Source organism: Actinomadura sp. 6N118 (assembly GCF_044326415.1).
Taxonomy (GTDB): Bacteria; Actinomycetota; Actinomycetes; order Streptosporangiales; family Streptosporangiaceae; genus Spirillospora.
The window spans coordinates 46,882-62,638 of record NZ_JBIRAZ010000039.1; the positions used below are offsets into that span (position 1 = coordinate 46,882).

18 protein-coding genes and 1 tRNA gene are annotated in these 15,757 nt (G+C 67.7%); 9 read left to right on the plus strand and 10 right to left on the minus strand.

Features of this window, described 5'->3' with window-relative positions:
• Positions 1-251 precede the first annotated feature (251 nt).
• Together ACH34W_RS52090 and ACH34W_RS52095 are read left to right on the plus strand one after the other, a co-directional pair.
• Positions 252-1,196, plus strand: coding sequence for a glycosyltransferase (locus ACH34W_RS52090; RefSeq protein ID WP_395968728.1), 945 nt, complete (start codon positions 252-254; stop codon positions 1,194-1,196).
• 78 nt (positions 1,197-1,274) lie between these two features.
• Positions 1,275-1,550, plus strand: a complete 276-nt coding sequence (locus ACH34W_RS52095; protein ID WP_395968729.1) for a hypothetical protein — start codon at positions 1,275-1,277, stop codon at positions 1,548-1,550.
• A 429-nt stretch (positions 1,551-1,979) separates the two neighbouring features.
• Here the strand turns inward: ACH34W_RS52095 and ACH34W_RS52100 are convergent, their stop codons facing one another.
• Entirely contained in the window at positions 1,980-2,291 is a 312-nt protein-coding gene (locus tag ACH34W_RS52100; protein WP_395968730.1) for an ArsR/SmtB family transcription factor, read from the minus strand.
• Between the two features lie 106 nt (positions 2,292-2,397).
• Here ACH34W_RS52100 and ACH34W_RS52105 point away from each other — a divergent pair, with 106 nt between their 5' ends.
• Positions 2,398-3,393, plus strand: coding sequence for a zinc-dependent alcohol dehydrogenase family protein (locus ACH34W_RS52105; RefSeq protein WP_395968731.1), 996 nt, complete (start codon positions 2,398-2,400; stop codon positions 3,391-3,393).
• 2 nt (positions 3,394-3,395) lie between these two features.
• On the opposite strand, the gene ACH34W_RS52110 is transcribed toward ACH34W_RS52105, so the two are convergent.
• Together ACH34W_RS52110 and ACH34W_RS52115 are read right to left on the minus strand one after the other, a co-directional pair.
• Positions 3,396-4,805 (minus strand): DUF2079 domain-containing protein, encoded by a 1,410-nt coding sequence (locus ACH34W_RS52110; protein ID WP_395968732.1) that lies wholly within the window; start codon positions 4,803-4,805, stop codon positions 3,396-3,398.
• A 498-nt stretch (positions 4,806-5,303) separates the two neighbouring features.
• Positions 5,304-5,816: a SigE family RNA polymerase sigma factor gene (locus ACH34W_RS52115; RefSeq protein ID WP_395968733.1), complete on the minus strand. Its 513-nt coding sequence runs from the start codon at positions 5,814-5,816 to the stop codon at positions 5,304-5,306.
• Between the two features lie 406 nt (positions 5,817-6,222).
• Between ACH34W_RS52115 and ACH34W_RS52120 the strand changes: the two genes are divergently transcribed.
• Positions 6,223-6,522: a type II toxin-antitoxin system VapB family antitoxin gene (locus ACH34W_RS52120; RefSeq protein ID WP_395968734.1), complete on the plus strand. Its 300-nt coding sequence runs from the start codon at positions 6,223-6,225 to the stop codon at positions 6,520-6,522.
• 307 nt (positions 6,523-6,829) lie between these two features.
• Here ACH34W_RS52120 and ACH34W_RS52125 read toward each other — a convergent pair whose 3' ends face one another.
• The 7 genes from ACH34W_RS52125 to upp form a co-directional block, all read right to left on the minus strand.
• A complete protein-coding gene (locus tag ACH34W_RS52125; protein WP_395968735.1) occupies positions 6,830-8,155 on the minus strand; it encodes a CynX/NimT family MFS transporter in 1,326 nt (441 codons plus the stop codon).
• A gap of 120 nt (positions 8,156-8,275) precedes the next feature.
• Positions 8,276-8,959: a FadR/GntR family transcriptional regulator gene (locus ACH34W_RS52130; protein WP_395968736.1), complete on the minus strand. Its 684-nt coding sequence runs from the start codon at positions 8,957-8,959 to the stop codon at positions 8,276-8,278.
• 399 nt (positions 8,960-9,358) lie between these two features.
• Positions 9,359-10,753 (minus strand): helix-turn-helix domain-containing protein, encoded by a 1,395-nt coding sequence (locus ACH34W_RS52135; RefSeq protein WP_395968737.1) that lies wholly within the window; start codon positions 10,751-10,753, stop codon positions 9,359-9,361.
• A 285-nt stretch (positions 10,754-11,038) separates the two neighbouring features.
• Positions 11,039-11,566 carry a PH domain-containing protein gene (locus ACH34W_RS52140; RefSeq protein WP_395968738.1) on the minus strand — a complete coding sequence of 176 codons (528 nt, stop codon included), beginning with the start codon at positions 11,564-11,566 and terminating at the stop codon, positions 11,039-11,041.
• Between the two features lie 7 nt (positions 11,567-11,573).
• Entirely contained in the window at positions 11,574-11,732 is a 159-nt protein-coding gene (locus tag ACH34W_RS52145; RefSeq protein ID WP_192810169.1) for a hypothetical protein, read from the minus strand.
• Between the two features lie 77 nt (positions 11,733-11,809).
• Positions 11,810-12,070: a hypothetical protein gene (locus ACH34W_RS52150; RefSeq protein ID WP_395968739.1), complete on the minus strand. Its 261-nt coding sequence runs from the start codon at positions 12,068-12,070 to the stop codon at positions 11,810-11,812.
• A 348-nt stretch (positions 12,071-12,418) separates the two neighbouring features.
• Entirely contained in the window at positions 12,419-13,057 is a 639-nt protein-coding gene (upp, locus tag ACH34W_RS52155) for a uracil phosphoribosyltransferase (protein WP_395968740.1), read from the minus strand.
• A gap of 177 nt (positions 13,058-13,234) precedes the next feature.
• Here upp and ACH34W_RS52160 point away from each other — a divergent pair, with 177 nt between their 5' ends.
• The 5 genes from ACH34W_RS52160 to ACH34W_RS52180 all read left to right on the plus strand — a co-directional run bounded on the left by ACH34W_RS52160 (position 13,235) and on the right by ACH34W_RS52180 (position 15,629).
• Positions 13,235-13,882, plus strand: a complete 648-nt coding sequence (locus ACH34W_RS52160; RefSeq protein ID WP_395968741.1) for a hypothetical protein — start codon at positions 13,235-13,237, stop codon at positions 13,880-13,882.
• A 151-nt stretch (positions 13,883-14,033) separates the two neighbouring features.
• Positions 14,034-14,519, plus strand: coding sequence for a tRNA adenosine deaminase-associated protein (locus ACH34W_RS52165; protein WP_395968742.1), 486 nt, complete (start codon positions 14,034-14,036; stop codon positions 14,517-14,519).
• Between the two features lie 102 nt (positions 14,520-14,621).
• Entirely contained in the window at positions 14,622-15,059 is a 438-nt protein-coding gene (locus ACH34W_RS52170; protein ID WP_395968743.1) for a hypothetical protein, read from the plus strand.
• 34 nt (positions 15,060-15,093) lie between these two features.
• On the plus strand, positions 15,094-15,531 hold the full coding sequence (gene tadA / locus ACH34W_RS52175; protein ID WP_395968744.1) for a tRNA adenosine(34) deaminase TadA: 438 nt from the start codon (positions 15,094-15,096) through the stop codon (positions 15,529-15,531).
• 10 nt (positions 15,532-15,541) lie between these two features.
• Positions 15,542-15,629 (plus strand) — tRNA-Ser (locus ACH34W_RS52180).
• Positions 15,630-15,757: the final 128 nt, after the last annotated feature.

Genomic DNA, 15,757 nt, shown 5'->3' on the forward strand with positions numbered 1-15,757 from the left:
GCTTCCGGATCTCGCGCTTACGCACCTTGGCTACGACTCGTGATCGATCTCTACCACGCCGCACAGTCACTGACGAATTCCAGGGAGCCCCCGACCTCTCCCGGATGGCTCGCTCAGTTGCTGATGGCACGTGACCATCCCATGATCGTAGGCGTCCGCGTCGCGGAGGAAGCCCCATCCGACGCCGTTGCGCCCTTGTCCCCCAGCGACCTGAGGAAACGCATGACTCAATCGTCCCGGTCGACCAATCCATGCTGCCTTTCGAGACAATCGCCCTCACTGGAGAAGAAATGACAACAAGACCATTGATCGATCCGGCGCTGGGACTTATCGACGTCGACTCGCCGCGCTCGCTTGTGAGCCTAGAGGATGGAACCGTCTCCATAGTCATTCCGGCCCACAACGAAGAGGAAACAATAGGCGAGATCACGCGAGAGGCCTTCCGCGCAATCGAATTGCTTGGAGTGAACGGCGAGGTCATCGTCTCTGCCAGTGCCTGCACTGATGCCACCGCAGACCTCGCAGCCAAGGCCGGCGCGCATGTCGTGGAGTCCCTGGCGGGCAAGGGCAACGCCATGACGGCGGGCATCAAGGCCAGCGGCTCGGACATCGTCTGCCTGATCGATGGCGATTTCCGGTACCTGGGCGACGAGCCGTTGGCCGTGGGGCTGGTCAAGCCAATACTTCAGGGCATAGCGCATGCCACGATCGCGGATTTGTATTGGCGCCCCATCTATCCACAGCTCTGGTTGTTCGGATTCTTCGCGCCGTTGGCTGGAAGAGTTTTTCCGGAGCTCCTCCCAGCCCTGGGATCCACTCCTTGGTCGGGACAGCGCGCAGCGCTCAGCGAACTCTGGCCGGCCGAGCTGCCAGACGACTTCACTTCTGATCTCGCGATCCTGCTGCACTGGCACGATCTGAATATCAGGCTCCGCCCGGTCGCAACAGACGACTGGGTCAACCCTCAGCGACCCAAGCCCGATCTCCTGCACAAGGAATTCACACTCTTCGCGGACTATGCGCTGTCCCACGAACGCATCGATTCAACTCAACGGGAGCACCTCGAAACCTGGTTCGCCTCGGTGCACGCGCACATGGCCGAGTACCGGCCCGATCAAGATGATCCTCAACAGTTCGAGCGATCCCTTCTGCGGCACGCGCTCGCAGAACTCGATCGAGTGGCGCAACCACTCTGATCCCCTCCAGCACGGAGGCCGTTGACAGGCCTCGCTGCCTCGCAGAAGGTGATCGTCAGGATCACCAAGGAGGTACTCGTGACTGTCAGGCTCTACAGCGAGCGCGGCGGCCAAGGGGAAGTCCTGGCAGAGCTCGAGGAGACCGGCATACCGCCGGCCGCGCTCGCCTGGGCGGCCTCGATGACCAACGACGACGACACCAAGAGCGTCTTTCTCACGACTCAATATGAGGGCGCCGCCGGCTTCCGTGACTTCCACGGCGCGGGCACGTTCGACCTCCCTGATCTTCAGCCGATCACGCACGTCACAGTCAAGGACAAGGCGCTATATCAACCTTCCGACCAGCCCGGGTGACCCGCGAGCGATATCCGGCTCACCATCTCGCCCGCCGTTGACGGACGGCGCCAAACAGGGCGAGGCCCCGATCAGGCCACCAGCAAGAGCGCGCATCTCGCGGCGACCACCTTGGACTTAATAAGGCAGCACCCCAACAGCGTGGTCGGCAGTGCCTCACGTAATCCAGGCCCGAGAAGCCTGACGGCGCGTGAGGGGCCGCGATCTCCTTGAAAGCGGCACGTTCCGCTGCCGGAAAGCACACACGCGAGGCAAGCAAGAGGCATGATCCGTGCGCACTGGTCCTCATCAGCGGACGAGCATCGGGACTGTCGGGCGAGGGCCGTTGCAGGTGGTGGGCGCCACGGCAGGTGAGCGAGCGCCGTAGCCGGCGAGCGAGCGCTGCGGGGTGGTAGGTGGGCGCTGCGAGGGGTGGTGTTGGCGTTGGGATTAGCGGGGGGTGAGGTCGGCTTTTTTGTCTGCGGTTACTAGGAGGTCGAGCAGACCGGGGAAGGCCTTGTCGATCTCGGCGCGTCTCAGGGTGTTCATTCGGGAGGTGCCTACGTAGTACTGGTGGATCAGGCCTGCCTCGCGGAGCACACGAAAGTGATGCGTGGCCGTGGACTTGCTCACGGGCAGGTCGAACGAGCCGCACTTGAGGTCCACGGAGGTCTCGCAGAGCTGCGTCACGATGCTCCGCCGCACGGGGTCGACGAGGGCCTCCAGCACCCGTTGAAGCGTGATCGTCTGCACGTCGTCCATGGCCCTATAGTACGACAGCGGTCAAAGTACGATGGCCATCGAAGTTTGACAACCATCGTACTTTGGGGTTCGAATTGATCTCCTACGGCGGAAGGGAAGATGCGTGATGACCAGGACGGTGTTGTTCCACGAGCTCGGCGGGCCTGAGGTGTTGCGGCTTGAGGACGTGGAGATCGGCGAGCCAGGGCCGGGCGAGGTGCGCGTACGCGTGGACGCGATCGGTCTTAACCGGGCCGAGGTGTTGTTCCGGAGCGGCCACTACATCGAGACAGTGAGGCGGTTCCCGGCCATGCTGGGCACCGAGGCCGCCGGCGAGATCGAGGCTGTCGGTGAGGGCGTCTCCGGATTCGAGCCCGGGCAGCCGGTGAGCGTCGTACCCGCGTTCTCGCAGAACGACTACGGCGTCTACGCCGAGCGGGCGATCGTACCTGCGGCGGCGGTCGTCCACCGGCCCGAGGGGATCGACGCGGTCGAGGGAGCGGCCGTTTGGATGCCCTACCTGACGGCCTACGGCGCGCTGGTCGAGGTCAGCGGGATGCGCGCCGGGGACACGGTCGTGCTGAACGCGGCGTCCAGCAGCGTGGGGCTGGCCGCCATCCACGTCGCCAACCGCGTCGGCGCGACGCCGATCGCGCTCACGCGGACCGCCGCCAAGAAGGACGCGCTGCTCAAGGAGGGCGCGGCCGAGGTGATCGTGACTGACGAGGAGGACGTGGTCGAACGGGTTCCGGCGCTCACCGGGGGCCGGGGCGCCGAGTTCGTCTTCGATGCCGTCGCGGGGCCCGGCGTTCTGGACTTGGCAAGGGTCGTGGCCCCTGGCGGCACGCTCCTGGAGTACGGGGCCCTAAGCGGCGAGGCGACTCCCTATCCGGGGTTCGAGCTCGGCATGCCCGCGCTGAACGTGCGTACCTACACGGTCTACGAGACGACAACCGATCCAGCGCGGCTGCGCCGTGCCGAGGCGTTCGTGGCCTCCGGACTCCGTACGGCCGCGTTCCGCCCGGTGGTGGACCGCACCTTCGACCTCGCTGACATCGTCGAGGCCCACCGGCACATGGAGTCCAACACCCAGGTAGGCAAGATCGTCATCACCACCGCCTGACATCAGCGGGTTCGCTGGAGAACCCAGTAGCCGTTGTCGTGGGTCTTGAGCCTGTACGTCGCGGAGGGGTGCATCTGCTTCGCCCATTCGATCAAGATGTCGCCCGTCAGGGCCCGGTCGTAGTAGGCGATGTAGTCGGGTACGAGCCCGGCGGTGTTCCCGAACCACAAGACCCTGCATCGCCTCGTGAGCTGCGAGATCGGGCGGACGTTGACCTCGACGGTGGCGCCGTCCGGTACCGCGGACAGGGCGCGGGCACCGGCCTTGCCGGCGGGGGTCGGCTTGTACGTGGCCACCTCGAAGATCGAGGCGAGAGGCCGCGTGGTGGTGAGAGCGAGCGCGGCGGCGAGAACGGCGGCGGGCAGGTGGAAGGCGTACGCGCGCAGCCAAGCCCGGGCGGAAACGCGCGTACGGACGATCGCGTCCACAAGCGCCAGAAAGACGATGGGCATCAGGATCGCGTCGTAGTGCCAGAACGTGCTCCAGTGGCTCTCGTCCTGCGACGCGAACCGCCAGGCCAACGTGGGCACGATGGCGATCAGGAGAGGTGAACGTGGCGCGAGCAGGCCCGTCGTCGGGACCAAGAGCCACAGGAGAGTCCGCAGTTTGTCGCCCGCGCCGTTCAGGAGGGCGCTGCCAGGGGCGCTCTCCTCAGGAGCGAGCTTGACCCAGTAGTCATAGCCGCCGCCGTCGTTGAACGACGGGATGATCACACCGACGGTGACGAAGAACGTCAGTAGGCCGGTGATAACCACGGCGAAGGCGATTTGCGCTGTGGCTTGGTGCTCGCGCCACGTTCGGATCACGACGATCAGGCCGATGGCGGCGACGGTCAGGCCGAGATCCTCCTTGACCAGCAGCAGCGGCAGGGCCCAGAGCAGCGCCGGGCGCCAGCGTTGGGCCAGCACGGCTTCGAAGGACAGCGCGATCAGCGGGACGGCGAAGCAGATCTCGTGAAAGTCAAAGTCGATCGCGCCCTGGATGCCCCACGACAGCCCGTAGGCCCCGCCGATCGCCACTCCACGGGCGCGCCCCAGCAGGCGCGCGGCTGCACGCGTGACCGGAACCACGGACAGCGCGACGAGCAGGGACTGCGCCACGAGCAAGGTCACCGGGGTCGGGAAGAGCCGGTAGAACGGGGCGAGCAGCAGCAGTACGGGGCTGAAGTGGTCGCCGAGGATCACGAACCCCGGCCCCTTGAGGTCAGAGACCGGCGCCTGCAGATGCGCGTACGAACGAACGACCTGCTCGAAGATCCCCAGGTCCCACGAACGCGATTCCGCGTGCAGATAGCGCGAGATCGACACGATCGCGTACGCGACGAAGAAGACAGCGGCAAGCAGATACGGATCAAGGCGAGCCGAAACCCTCAGCGTCCGCTTGCCGAACACCCGCCGTTTAGGGCCGAACATCCGCAGCTTAGGTGCGCCAGTCTCAAGCGGGACGTTTCCCTGGGAAGCTTCGCCGGTACGGTCTCCGACCGCAGAGCCGTATGTCATCGGCGGCCCGCCGCGTTCCGCGAAGACTTCACAGAGCCGCTCGAATGAGGTGTCATCGCTTTGCTCGGAGTCGCTGACGGCGACCCGGATCCGGAGGGCAGGACAATCCCTGGCGGTGTACGGGTGGGCGTAGGCGTGACCAAACGGCTGGGCGACGGCGTCGGCTTGGATGCCGGAGAGACCGGAGATACCGGGACAGCGGGCCGAGGACGTTCGCCATCACCCATGAGGCTCCCCGCCAGCGCGACCATCCCGGCACACACGATCACGGCGGTCGCAGAGACCAGTTGCAGCCGCTTGCGGCGCCTTCCGAGGGTCTTGATCCGCCGGTGTTCGACAGGCTGCGCGGCCTGGGCACCCTCCTCGGCGACCACCCGGAGCCTCCGCCGTAGCCGCTCGTCCATCTCGTGCTCAGACATCGTGCTCCTCCGGCTCAAGGGAGTCGTCGAGGAGCGGAGCCAGCGCCCGGCGGCCCCGCGACAAGTGCGTCTTCACCGTTCCCGCGGACATCCCGGCCTCAGCCGCCACCTGCTCCACAGGCAGATCACAGACGTAGAACAGGACCACCGCGAGTCGCCGGCGGGCGGGCAGGCTGCGCAGAGCCCGCGCGACGGCGACGGCATCGGGACCGGGTTCCGAGGCCGCGGTCGCGGCCGAGGACAAGGACGAGCCGACGCGCAGCCACGCCTCGACGCTACGCGTTCGACGGCGCCAGCGGCTGATCGCCAAACGGGTGGCCGTGAGGCGCACCCACGCTTCCGGCGAGCCCTCCCGATCCAGCTTCCGCCGAGCGCCCCAGGCGCGGACGAACGCCTCCTGAACGACGTCTTCGGCCTCCCTCAGATCGCCCGTGACCAGGAACAACTGTCCGATCAAGCGCCTGACCGCATGCGCGTAGAACTCCTCGAATTCCTCTACGGTCAAACGCCTGCTCCAAGGACGGTGGACATCGCAAGACATACGCTCCGGAGCCGCAACCGGTTGACAGCACGAGCGGGAATATCACGTTATTCCAGAACACCAAGTCTTTTGTGCGACGCCGCCGCACGAATCACTGCCGCAAGCCGTCCCTGAACGCCTGCCATAAGCCACACCGGCCCCCCAGCACAAAAGCCACACCGAACCACCAGTACCAACCCTCCGGACCACCGAGGCCGGCCGCGCTCAGCCCCCTCGTCTGCGCCGCGCCCGGGGTCACGTCCAGCCCGACGCGTTCGCCTACGGAAACCTCTGAGCAGCGGCGTCGATGGTTGACGGCCGGCGCCGAGGCGGAGGTCCACGCCGGTGCGACACCTTCTCGGGTGGCATCCGACCCCGTAGACTCTGAGGCGTGATCTTCAAGGCGGTTGGCGAAGGGCGGCCCTATCCCGAGCACGGACTCTCGTCCCGGGACTGGGCCAAGATTCCTCCACGCCAGGTCCGCCTGGACCAGCTCGTCAGCACCAAACGCGAGCTGGACCTGCAGTCTCTCCTGGCCAAGGACTCCACGTTCTACGGAGATCTCTTCCCGCACGTGGTCCAGTGGCACGGGGAGCTCTATCTGGAAGACGGCCTCCACCGCGCCCTCCGCGCCGCGCTCCACCAGCGCCTCGTCCTCCACGCCCGAGTCCTGGACATGGACGCAGGCTGACCCCCACACCCGAGCCCTAGGCCTGGACGCCGTCCTTGCGTACCCCAAGCGCGGCCAGACCTCCGCGCGGGCCGAGCCCGCGCACGACGGGCCATGCCAACGCCCATGAGCCAGGACAGGAGCGGGGCTGGGTCCGCCCGGGCAGGTCTAGGTGGTCTAGCTGGTCTGGCCGACCTGGTCCCGCCCTGGCCGGTCTGGCCCGCCTGGCCGGTCTAGCCGATCTAGCGGTCTGGCCGGCCTACCGGTCTAGTCGGCCTACCGGTCTAGTCGGCCTAGCGGTCTGGCCGGTCTAGCCGGTCTGGGGAGGTCAGCGGGCGTTGGCGGGCACGCGAGCCGGTGCGGGCATGTCCTTGGGCTCGATGAGCTGCTCGAACGCGCCCTCGGGGCGCATCATGCTCGGGCGGACGAAGCCGGGACGGGCTGCCATGAGGCCGAAGACGGTCTCGGGGACGACCAGCGCCAGCAGAAGCGCCAGGGAGACCTCCCAGCCGCCGGTCACGCTGTGGAGGACGCCCACGGCCAGCGGGCCAAAGCCTGCGAGCAGATAGCCGCCTGTCTGGGCCATGCCCGAGAGGCGCGCCGCCACGGCAGGGTTGGGCGAACGCAGGGTGAGCAGCGTGAAGGCGAGCGGGAACGCGCTGCCCGTCCCGAGGCCGAGCACGGTCACCCAGAGCCATCCGGCGTCGGGGGCGAGCAGCATGCCGATCAGGCCCACGACCATGGCGGTGGAGACGCCGACGACCAGGAAACGCTGATCGCGGACACGTGCGGCCAGCACCGGGACCACGAAGCCGAGCGGGATACCAATGATCATCATGGACGAGACCATCATCCCGGCCTCGGCGGCGGCGAATCCGTGGTCCCGCATGATCTCGGGCAGCCACGACATCAGTACGTAGAACATCAGCGACGCCATGCCCATGAACACGGCCACCGACCAGGCCAGCGGCGAGCGCAGCAGCGAGCCGGTCTCGGCGGCCACCGTGCCGGGAGCCGAGGTTGCCACCGCGGCGGGAGCCGAGGTTGCCACCGCGGCGGGAGCCGACGGCTCACGTCCGGGACGGCTGCGCAGAGCGATCGGTCCCCACACGATTGCGGCGATCAGCGACGGGACGGCCCACACCGCCAAGGCCAGACGCCAGCCGCCGGCGTTGTCCAGCGGCACCGCCAGACCGGCGGCGACGGCGCCACTGGCCGCCATGAGCATCATCGCCAGCCCGGTGAGAGAGCCCACCCGGTCGGCGAAGTGCCGCTTGATGACCGCGGGCATGAGCACGTTCCCCATCGCGATGCCGGCACCCGCCAGGACCGTTCCAGCGAACAGCGCCGGCGACGACGGCACCACCCGCAGCACGATCCCACCTGTGATCATGACCAGCGCGCCGGCGATGACCACCTCCGTGCCGAACCAGCGGGCGAACGACGGCGCCACCGACGCGAAGATGCCGAGGCAAAAGACCGGCAGTGTGGTGAGGAGGCTCACCTCGACGCCGGAGAGCGCGAACTTGTCCTGCAGGTCGCCGAGCACCGGCGAGATACCGGTGATGGCGGCCCGCAGATTGGTCGTGAGCAGGATCAGGCCGACGAGCATCCAGATCGTGGTCGGACGGGGGATACGTGCAGAGGAACTCATGTCGCCTTCGTCGTACGCGGTGCGTGCAGGTGGAAAGGAGGGCGCGCTCGCAGGGGCGGTGCCGTAAACCGGAAGACACGCTCGCAGGGGCGGTGCGGTAAACCGGAAGAAGGGACGAGGTCAAGCCGGGGCTGGCCGCTCCGTCGAACGGAGAATCTCGTCCAGGCAGGAATGGGTGGCCAGAGCCGCGGCCGCCGCGTCGCCCGCCTTGATCGCGTCGGCGATGGGCTCGTGGGGGATGTCCACATGCTGGAGCAGGTTGCCCGCGGCCCCGATGCTCACCCTCAGCACCGCGCTGAAGTCGCGGTAGAGGTCGGTGAGCACTTTGTTGTGAGTCGCTTCGACGACCGCCATGTGGAACGCCAGGTCGGCCTCGACGAACGCCGCGTGATCACCGGCCTCCCACTGGGCGGCCCGGCGTGCCAGCGCGTCGTTGATCGCCGCGATGTCGGCACCGGTACGGCGCGCGGCGGCCAGCCGGGCGGCCTCGACCTCCAGGCCACGCCGCACCTCGAGGATCTCGATGAGCTCGGCGGTCTCCAGCCTGCGGCGCACCGCACCGGAAAGCTCGCTGGTGGCGCGAACGTACGTACCGTCCCCCTGACGGCACTCCAGCAGGCCCGCATGGGTCAGCGCCCGCACCGCCTCCCGGACGGTGTTGCGCCCCACGCCGAGGCTCTCGGAGAGCACCGGCTCCGGCGGAATCTTGGCGCCGATGACCCACACCCCGGTCGCGATCTCGTCCCGCAGCTGGTCGATCACCTGCTCGACCAACGACGAACGCCGGGCTGTGCGCAGCGTCATGATTCCCCCCTCAGCTCTCCCCTGGAGACGTGGCCGACTCACCTCCGGTCAGCCAATCATCCCATGTCTCCATGTTAGAGCCGAAACACACCCGCATCAATTCCAGTCCCGCAATCCTCCAGCTCACCGCCGCATCCCTGTGAGCAATCCCACCTCCTGACCGAAACCACACCCCCAAACTCCAAACTGATGTGCGGACGGGCGGCGAGGACGGGCGGATGGCTGCGGGCGGGGGCGCGGACCACGGCGTCGGGGCGGGGTGGCCTTGCCGACGTCCGTGGCCCGGCGGGACGTCCGTAGCCCGTCGTGACGAGCGTGGGCCCATCGTGACGAGCGTGGGCCCATCGTGACGAGCGTGGCCCGTCGGGACGTCCGTACCCCGACGTGACGGGCGTGAGGTCAGACGCGGCCTAGGTCGCGGGCGGCGGCTTGGGGGCGTGAGGGGCGTAGGCCCACGGCCTCCAGTGCTTGGCGGTAGGCGTTGGCGGCGCCGTCCGTTTCGCCTGCGGCTTCGAAGAGCTCTCCCAGCTCCCGGTAGATGTGGGCCGCGGGGCGGCTTGGGGGGAGGTCCTTCATCTGGCCGCCGGCCGAGTTCAGCACCACGAGGGCGGCCGTACGGTCTTCCTGGGCGATGCGGGCACGGGCCAGGACCAGGCGGGCCTGGACGGTCTTGCGAACGCGGGCGGCGAGTTCAGCGCCGGCCTCCGGGGCCGGAGGCGCGTGAACCGGTGCCGCGAGGGCCAGACCGGTCTCCAGGAAGTCTTCGAGCGAGGAGATCGCTTGCTCTGGTTCGCCCACGAGGACGAGCGCGCGGGCCCGTTCGATCGTGCTCTCGGTGGCTTCCGCGCCCTCCAGCACGGACGTGGCCCTGAGGAGATCGAGCGCTTCGGCGGCTGCGGCACGTTCGGGCTCGGGAACGCCATCGGCAGTGAACGGTGTGACGCCACGGAGCAGCGCCCTCGCGGCAGCCAGGTTAAGCCGTGCCTGTGCTTGCACCGGAGCTCCGCCCCGTACCGCCAAGGCCTGCTCAGCGAGGTAGAGGGAGTCGCCGACGGCCCCCTCTTCCAGGGCACGCGAGCTGGCGCGGCGGTAGTGCGTGCTCAGCTGGTCGTCAGTATCGTCCGACGCCAGTAGGCGCCGACCCAGGGCGTGGGCGCGGTCTGGGTCGGCTCGGTCCACGTAGGCCAGAAGAAGGATCCGCCCGGCCTCCGTGTGCTCCTGGCCCACGGTGAGACCGAGGTGCTGGAGGCGAGCCAGGGCACGTTCCCCCAGAGCGATCGCCTGGCCGAGGTCTCCGACTGCGTGGTAGCAGCGCGCCAGGGCTATCACCGGGGGCAGCCAGCTGGTCCGGCCCGGGTCACGTTCGGCCTGCTCGCGGAGCTCCTCGAACAGCGCGATGGCGGCCTCGGTGCGGCCCAGTTCTTCGAGCGCGCGGGCGCGGCCCCATCGGGCGCGGGAGGTGAGGTCGGGGTCGTCGCTGCGTGCGAGGACCTCCTCGAAGGCCGCCTCCGCGCCGACGGGATCGCCGTCGAGGAGGGCCAGGTGCGCATGGCGCTCCCGGACTTCTAGATGAGCGCGTTGTTCTGGCTCGACGCCTTCAGCGAGGTACTCGGGTGTACACCCGAGCCTTTCGGCCAGCATACGAAGAACGGTCGGCGTAGGCGTTCGCTTACCCGACTCGATCAACGAGATATAGCTGTCTGAGAGGTCGTGACCAGCGAGCTGAGCCTGCGAGAGGCGTCTGGTCAGCCGCAGGTTGCGGACACGCTCGCCGACGTTGCCTGGACCCGGCATGTGGACTCACTTAGCGGAAGTAATCAGGCGGCTGGGGTGCCGACATGATTGCACATTGCGGGTTATCGCACATCGAGAGTAACAAAGCGATAAGGAATGTGATCATCTCTTGCCCTGCCGGGCTCGCCATTCATCCTGGTGGTACGGACCTCACCGCGAACCCGTTCATCCTCGAATGGTCCTGCGGACAGAGATCGTTCACCCATGACATCGGGGACCACCAGGACCGGCGAGCGCGAAGCCGGCCCGTAAAGGAATGTGGAGGACGGGGTCTGTGGGTGGTGGTCAGTCGTCAGAGGGGTTCTTGTTGGGGAAGATCATCTCGCAGACTTCGAGGTAGAGCTGCTCCGGGTAGGGCAGGTAGGGGACGGCCGAGAGCGCCTGGTCCTGGCCGGCGGACTCCAGCACGAACTCGCCGTACCCGAGCATGCGGCCCGCGATGGTCCGCTTGAAGCTCATGTCCGTGACCTTGGCCAGCGGCATCATCGCCACCTTGCGCGTGATCAGGCCGGTGGTCAGGAGCATCCGCTGGTTGGTGATCACGAAGTAGTCGACCGACCACTCGGCCACCCGCCAGACGAACCAGGCGAGCAGGATCAACCAGCCCCACCAGATCCAGCTGATGACGGCGCCCGCGTCGCTGGCGACGGTGTTGCTCAGCACGCCCGCGATGATCAGTCCGCCCAGGACGAGGCCGACCGGCAGCATGAGCACCGCAGGGTGCCGCCGTACGGTGATGACCTGGGTTTCGTGCGGGAGTAGGTACTTGTTTACCGACGCCGGCGCAGAGTCACCGGGCGTCACGAGTCTCATGAGGACCTCAACCGAGCGCGCTGACGAAGGCCGCCAGCGAGTCGGCGGCGTTGGCTAGGCCGTTGGCGGCGTTGTTCACTGATTGTGCGGCCCCTTCGGGCTGCTTGAACACGTAGAAGGCCACAAAGGCCACAGCAACCCATGTGACGTACTTTTTGGCGGGCACGACTGCCTCCCGGACCACGATGACCCACAGACCCCAGGTCAGTTTTGCACAGCCGCGATCCTCGACAAAGCAAAGCCCTATGGCGCGTTGCCCAGTGTCGTCCGGGTTTCCTGGCGCAGCTTCTCGGCTGCCACGGTCGCGAGAACCTGCAGGTGCTTGCGTGCGATCCGTTCGACCAGGTCCGGTGAAGCGGCGCCCGTGACCTCGTGAGCGCCGTGCCGTGCCGCGGCGACACAGCGCGAAACAGTCTCTGGCGCGTGAACACCGCCGAACTCTTCGGTAAGCCGCTCGCCGATCTCTTCGTAGCCTGGCAGGTCGCCATCCCCTAGGTGAGCCATCACGCTTCCTCGAGCCTCGCTCGCGCCACCCCGGTCCAACGGTCCCCTGTGCCAGGGCGGCGGAGGGGAACGATCATTGACGTTCCGTAGCAGTTTATTACCCACGGTGATTCATGGGTGAACATCGGAATCCTGCGGAACGCACAGGGCGAGCTACGCTGAGCGACGATGGATCGCTCCAAGGCGCGGTCTGAATGCCCGAAGGAACAATCGTTCGCCGGGGACAGTTCAGACGACCGGACCAGGCGAGGACAGGCTCAGACGACCGGACCGGCGAGGAAAGTTCAGCCGACCGGACGGGCGGGTCACACGACCGGACGTACGGGTCTAGACGACCGGACGGGCGGGTCAGACGACGCCGTACAGACGATCTCCCGCGTCGCCGAGCCCCGGCATGATGAACCCCTGGTCATTGAGGTGCGAGTCGACCGCCGCGGTCACGACCCGGATGGGCACCTCGGTGCCTTCGAAGGCCTGCTCCATGTACTTCAGGCCTTCGGGGGCGGCGAGCAGGCACAGCGCCGTCACGTCGTTCGCGCCACGGTCGAGCAAGAGCTGGATCGCCGCCGCCAACGTGCCGCCCGTGGCGAGCATCGGGTCGAGGACGTAGCACTGGCGGCCGGACAGGTCGTCGGGCAGCCGCGTCGCGTACGTCTGGGCCTGAAGCGTGCCCTCATCGCGGACCATGCCGAGGAAACCGACCTCGGCGGTGGGCAGCAGGCGGGTCATGCCGTCCAGCATGCCGAGCCCGGCCCGCAGAATGGGCACCACCAGCGGCTTAGGACTGGCCAGTTGAACGCCCTGCGTGGGCACAAGCGGCGTCTCCACAGTGGCCTCGGTGACGCGTACATCGCGAGTGGCCTCGTAGGCGAGCAAGGTCACCAGTTCGTCGGCCAGGCGCCGGAACGTGGGCGAATCGGTCCGCACGTCCCGCAGCGTGGTGAGTTTGTGCGCGACGAGAGGATGATCCACGGCGAGGGTCTGCATGGGGCTCACGGTAGCCCACACCGGGTAGCCTTCCATCTCGGACCCATGAGGATACGAGTCTCCTGAGCTGGGCAGTATGCCGTTATGAGCCGAGATCGCATTAGAACCTCCCGTAGCACCGCGGCCCGAGATACGTCCCCCTCCCCACCTGCACCGACGGGCCCGGAGGACGACACCTTGGAACCGCCCGCAGCGGACGATCATGCCGCCGGACGGGCCGCCGACGCCATTCCGGTCGTGCTCGATCCGTTCGTCCTGCGGCTCGTGCCCACCGCCCGCGCGGTACGCACCGTTCGGCGCCTAGGCCACGACCCGGCAGCCCACCTCCGGACCATCGCACCCTCGCAATCTCCAGGCACCGCAGAATCCACCTCCCCCAAACAGGACGCGTCCGCCGCACAGGTCGCTGACGCCGCGGAATGCGCCTCTGCTCGGCAGTCACGTTCCGACGCACAGCCTGCGCCCGCCGCGCAATCCCCTGCCGCCGCAGAGTCCGCATCCGCCGCGCAACCCCCCGCCGCCGCAGAGTCCGAAGCCGCCGTGCAACCCCCTTCCGCCGCGCAGTCCGCATCCGCTGGGAAGTCCCCTGACACCGCGGGTGCCGCCGAAGGCGGCCAATCTGCACGCGACAACGACGACGAGCCGGGCGACGACGAGCCGGCGCCGATATCTCCAGAGCAGGTACGTGATCACCTGCGCCGACGCGCGATCTTCCTGCGCGAACTGGCCGAGGCCCGTGAGCTGCGGGAGCGAGTCACCCCGCACCGGGCACGGCGAGCGCGGATTCATGCGGCGTTGCGGCGCCGAACGTTCCGTCTCAACTGATCCGGATCAAGTAGGTTCGTACCGCAGCGCTGGAACCAGCGCTGTTCCTCACCACGCGGGCGGTCATACGCGCCAGTTTGCGGGTGGGGTACGCGAGGGCGCGCTGCATCTGCGACCATGCCCTGGCAGGAACCGCGCCGGTGGGGTGGAAATGACGGATGTGGACGCGACGGATTTCGCCGTCGTGGTGTATCGGGAAGACGATCGCTGGGAGGCCGAGATCCTCCCAGTGGCGCTGACCGGTGACCTGACGGGAATGATCCACGCGCTGCGTCAGCAGCCCAGCCTCGGAGGCACGATCGGCCTCGTCTCCGTGGGCGATGACTTCTTCGTGGCGATCCGGCTGCTGGGCGACGAGGTGATGGTCTTCCTCTCCGACGTCACCGCGTCGGTGGACTGGCCGCTGGCGGGGCAAGTCCTGGACTACCTCGACATCCCGATCCCGGAGGACGAGGAGCTCGACCAGGTGCTGCCGGTCGGCGACATGTCGATCTTCGCCGATCTCGGTCTGGACGAGATGGAACTGGGCGCGATCTCCGGCGACCTGGAGCTCTATCCGGACGAGATGTTGCTGAGCATCGCCGGGCGCCTGGGCTTCGCACATCCGTTCGAACGCGCGCTGGACGCACTCTCCTGAGACGTGGCCGACAGGCCAGGAATTGTCCAGACTTCGCCTGATCCGCTGGAAGCGGGCGTTCAAGGGTGTGTTCGGCGCAACCCGGTGGGTCACAATAACCACGTGTCCTATTTCGCCGCCGTCTTCGCCCAGACGCCGCAGGGCTGGGTGGGGACCGAGGCCGTGCTCGCCGAGGCCGAAAGCGTCGACGACGTCTCCGACCTGATGCGCGAGTGCGCCGTCGAGTCGTACGGCGACCCCGTGATCCTCCTGATCGAGGAGAACGACGACTGGTTCGCCGTCGTCCGGCAGGACGGCGAGGACGATCCGCGCGCCTTCGTGTCCGCCGTACGCGAGGACGGCTTGGGCGGGCTGTTCCACCAGCTCGTGGGAGAGGTGCCCGACGGCGACGCCGCGGGCGACCCCGGACTGATGGAGGACCTCGGCGTGGACGGCAAGCGCCTCAGCGAGCTCGGCGAACGCGCGATGCCGGGCGACGCGCTGCTGACGGTCGCCGAGCTCGCGGGCTTCGGCGAGGAGTTCGACCGGCTCCGTGACTGACCTCGTTCCACCGGAGGAGGAGTACGCGCCGGCCATGCGCCGGGCGCTGGCCGAAGCACGGCTGGCGTACGAGGCGGACGAGGTCCCGGTCGGCGCCCTCGTTCTCGACCGCTCCGGCACGGTGATCGGCACCGGCCACAACGACCGTGAACGCACCACGGACCCCACCGGCCACGCCGAGATCGTCGCAATGCGCGAAGCCGCCGCCGCGCTCGGCACCTGGCGCCTCTCCGGCTGCACCCTGGTGGTCACGCTGGAGCCCTGCACGATGTGCGCCGGAGCCTCCGTGCAGGCCCGCGTGGACCGCATCGTTTACGGCGCCATCGACCTCAAGGCAGGCGCCGTCGGCTCCCTCTGGGACGTCGTACGCGACCGCCGCCTCAACCACCGCCCCGAGGTGTTCGCCGGGGTCCTGGCCGACGAGTGCGGCGCCCTCCTCACCGAGTTCTTCACGCGCCGCAGAGTCGGGTAGGCTCTCCCGCGGTGGTGTCGCCTAGTGGACGAGGGCGCACGCCTCGAAAGCGTGTGAAGTGCAAGCTTCCGTGGGTTCGAATCCCACCACCACCGCCACTGTGATGTCTCAGGACATCGGAATGACCCTGAACCCACGATTGTGGGTTCAGGGTCGTTTTGGTTGTGGGCCGGGTGGGCGTCCGGTGGGTTGGTAGTCGCGGGTGGGGTCGATGGTGAGCTCTCTG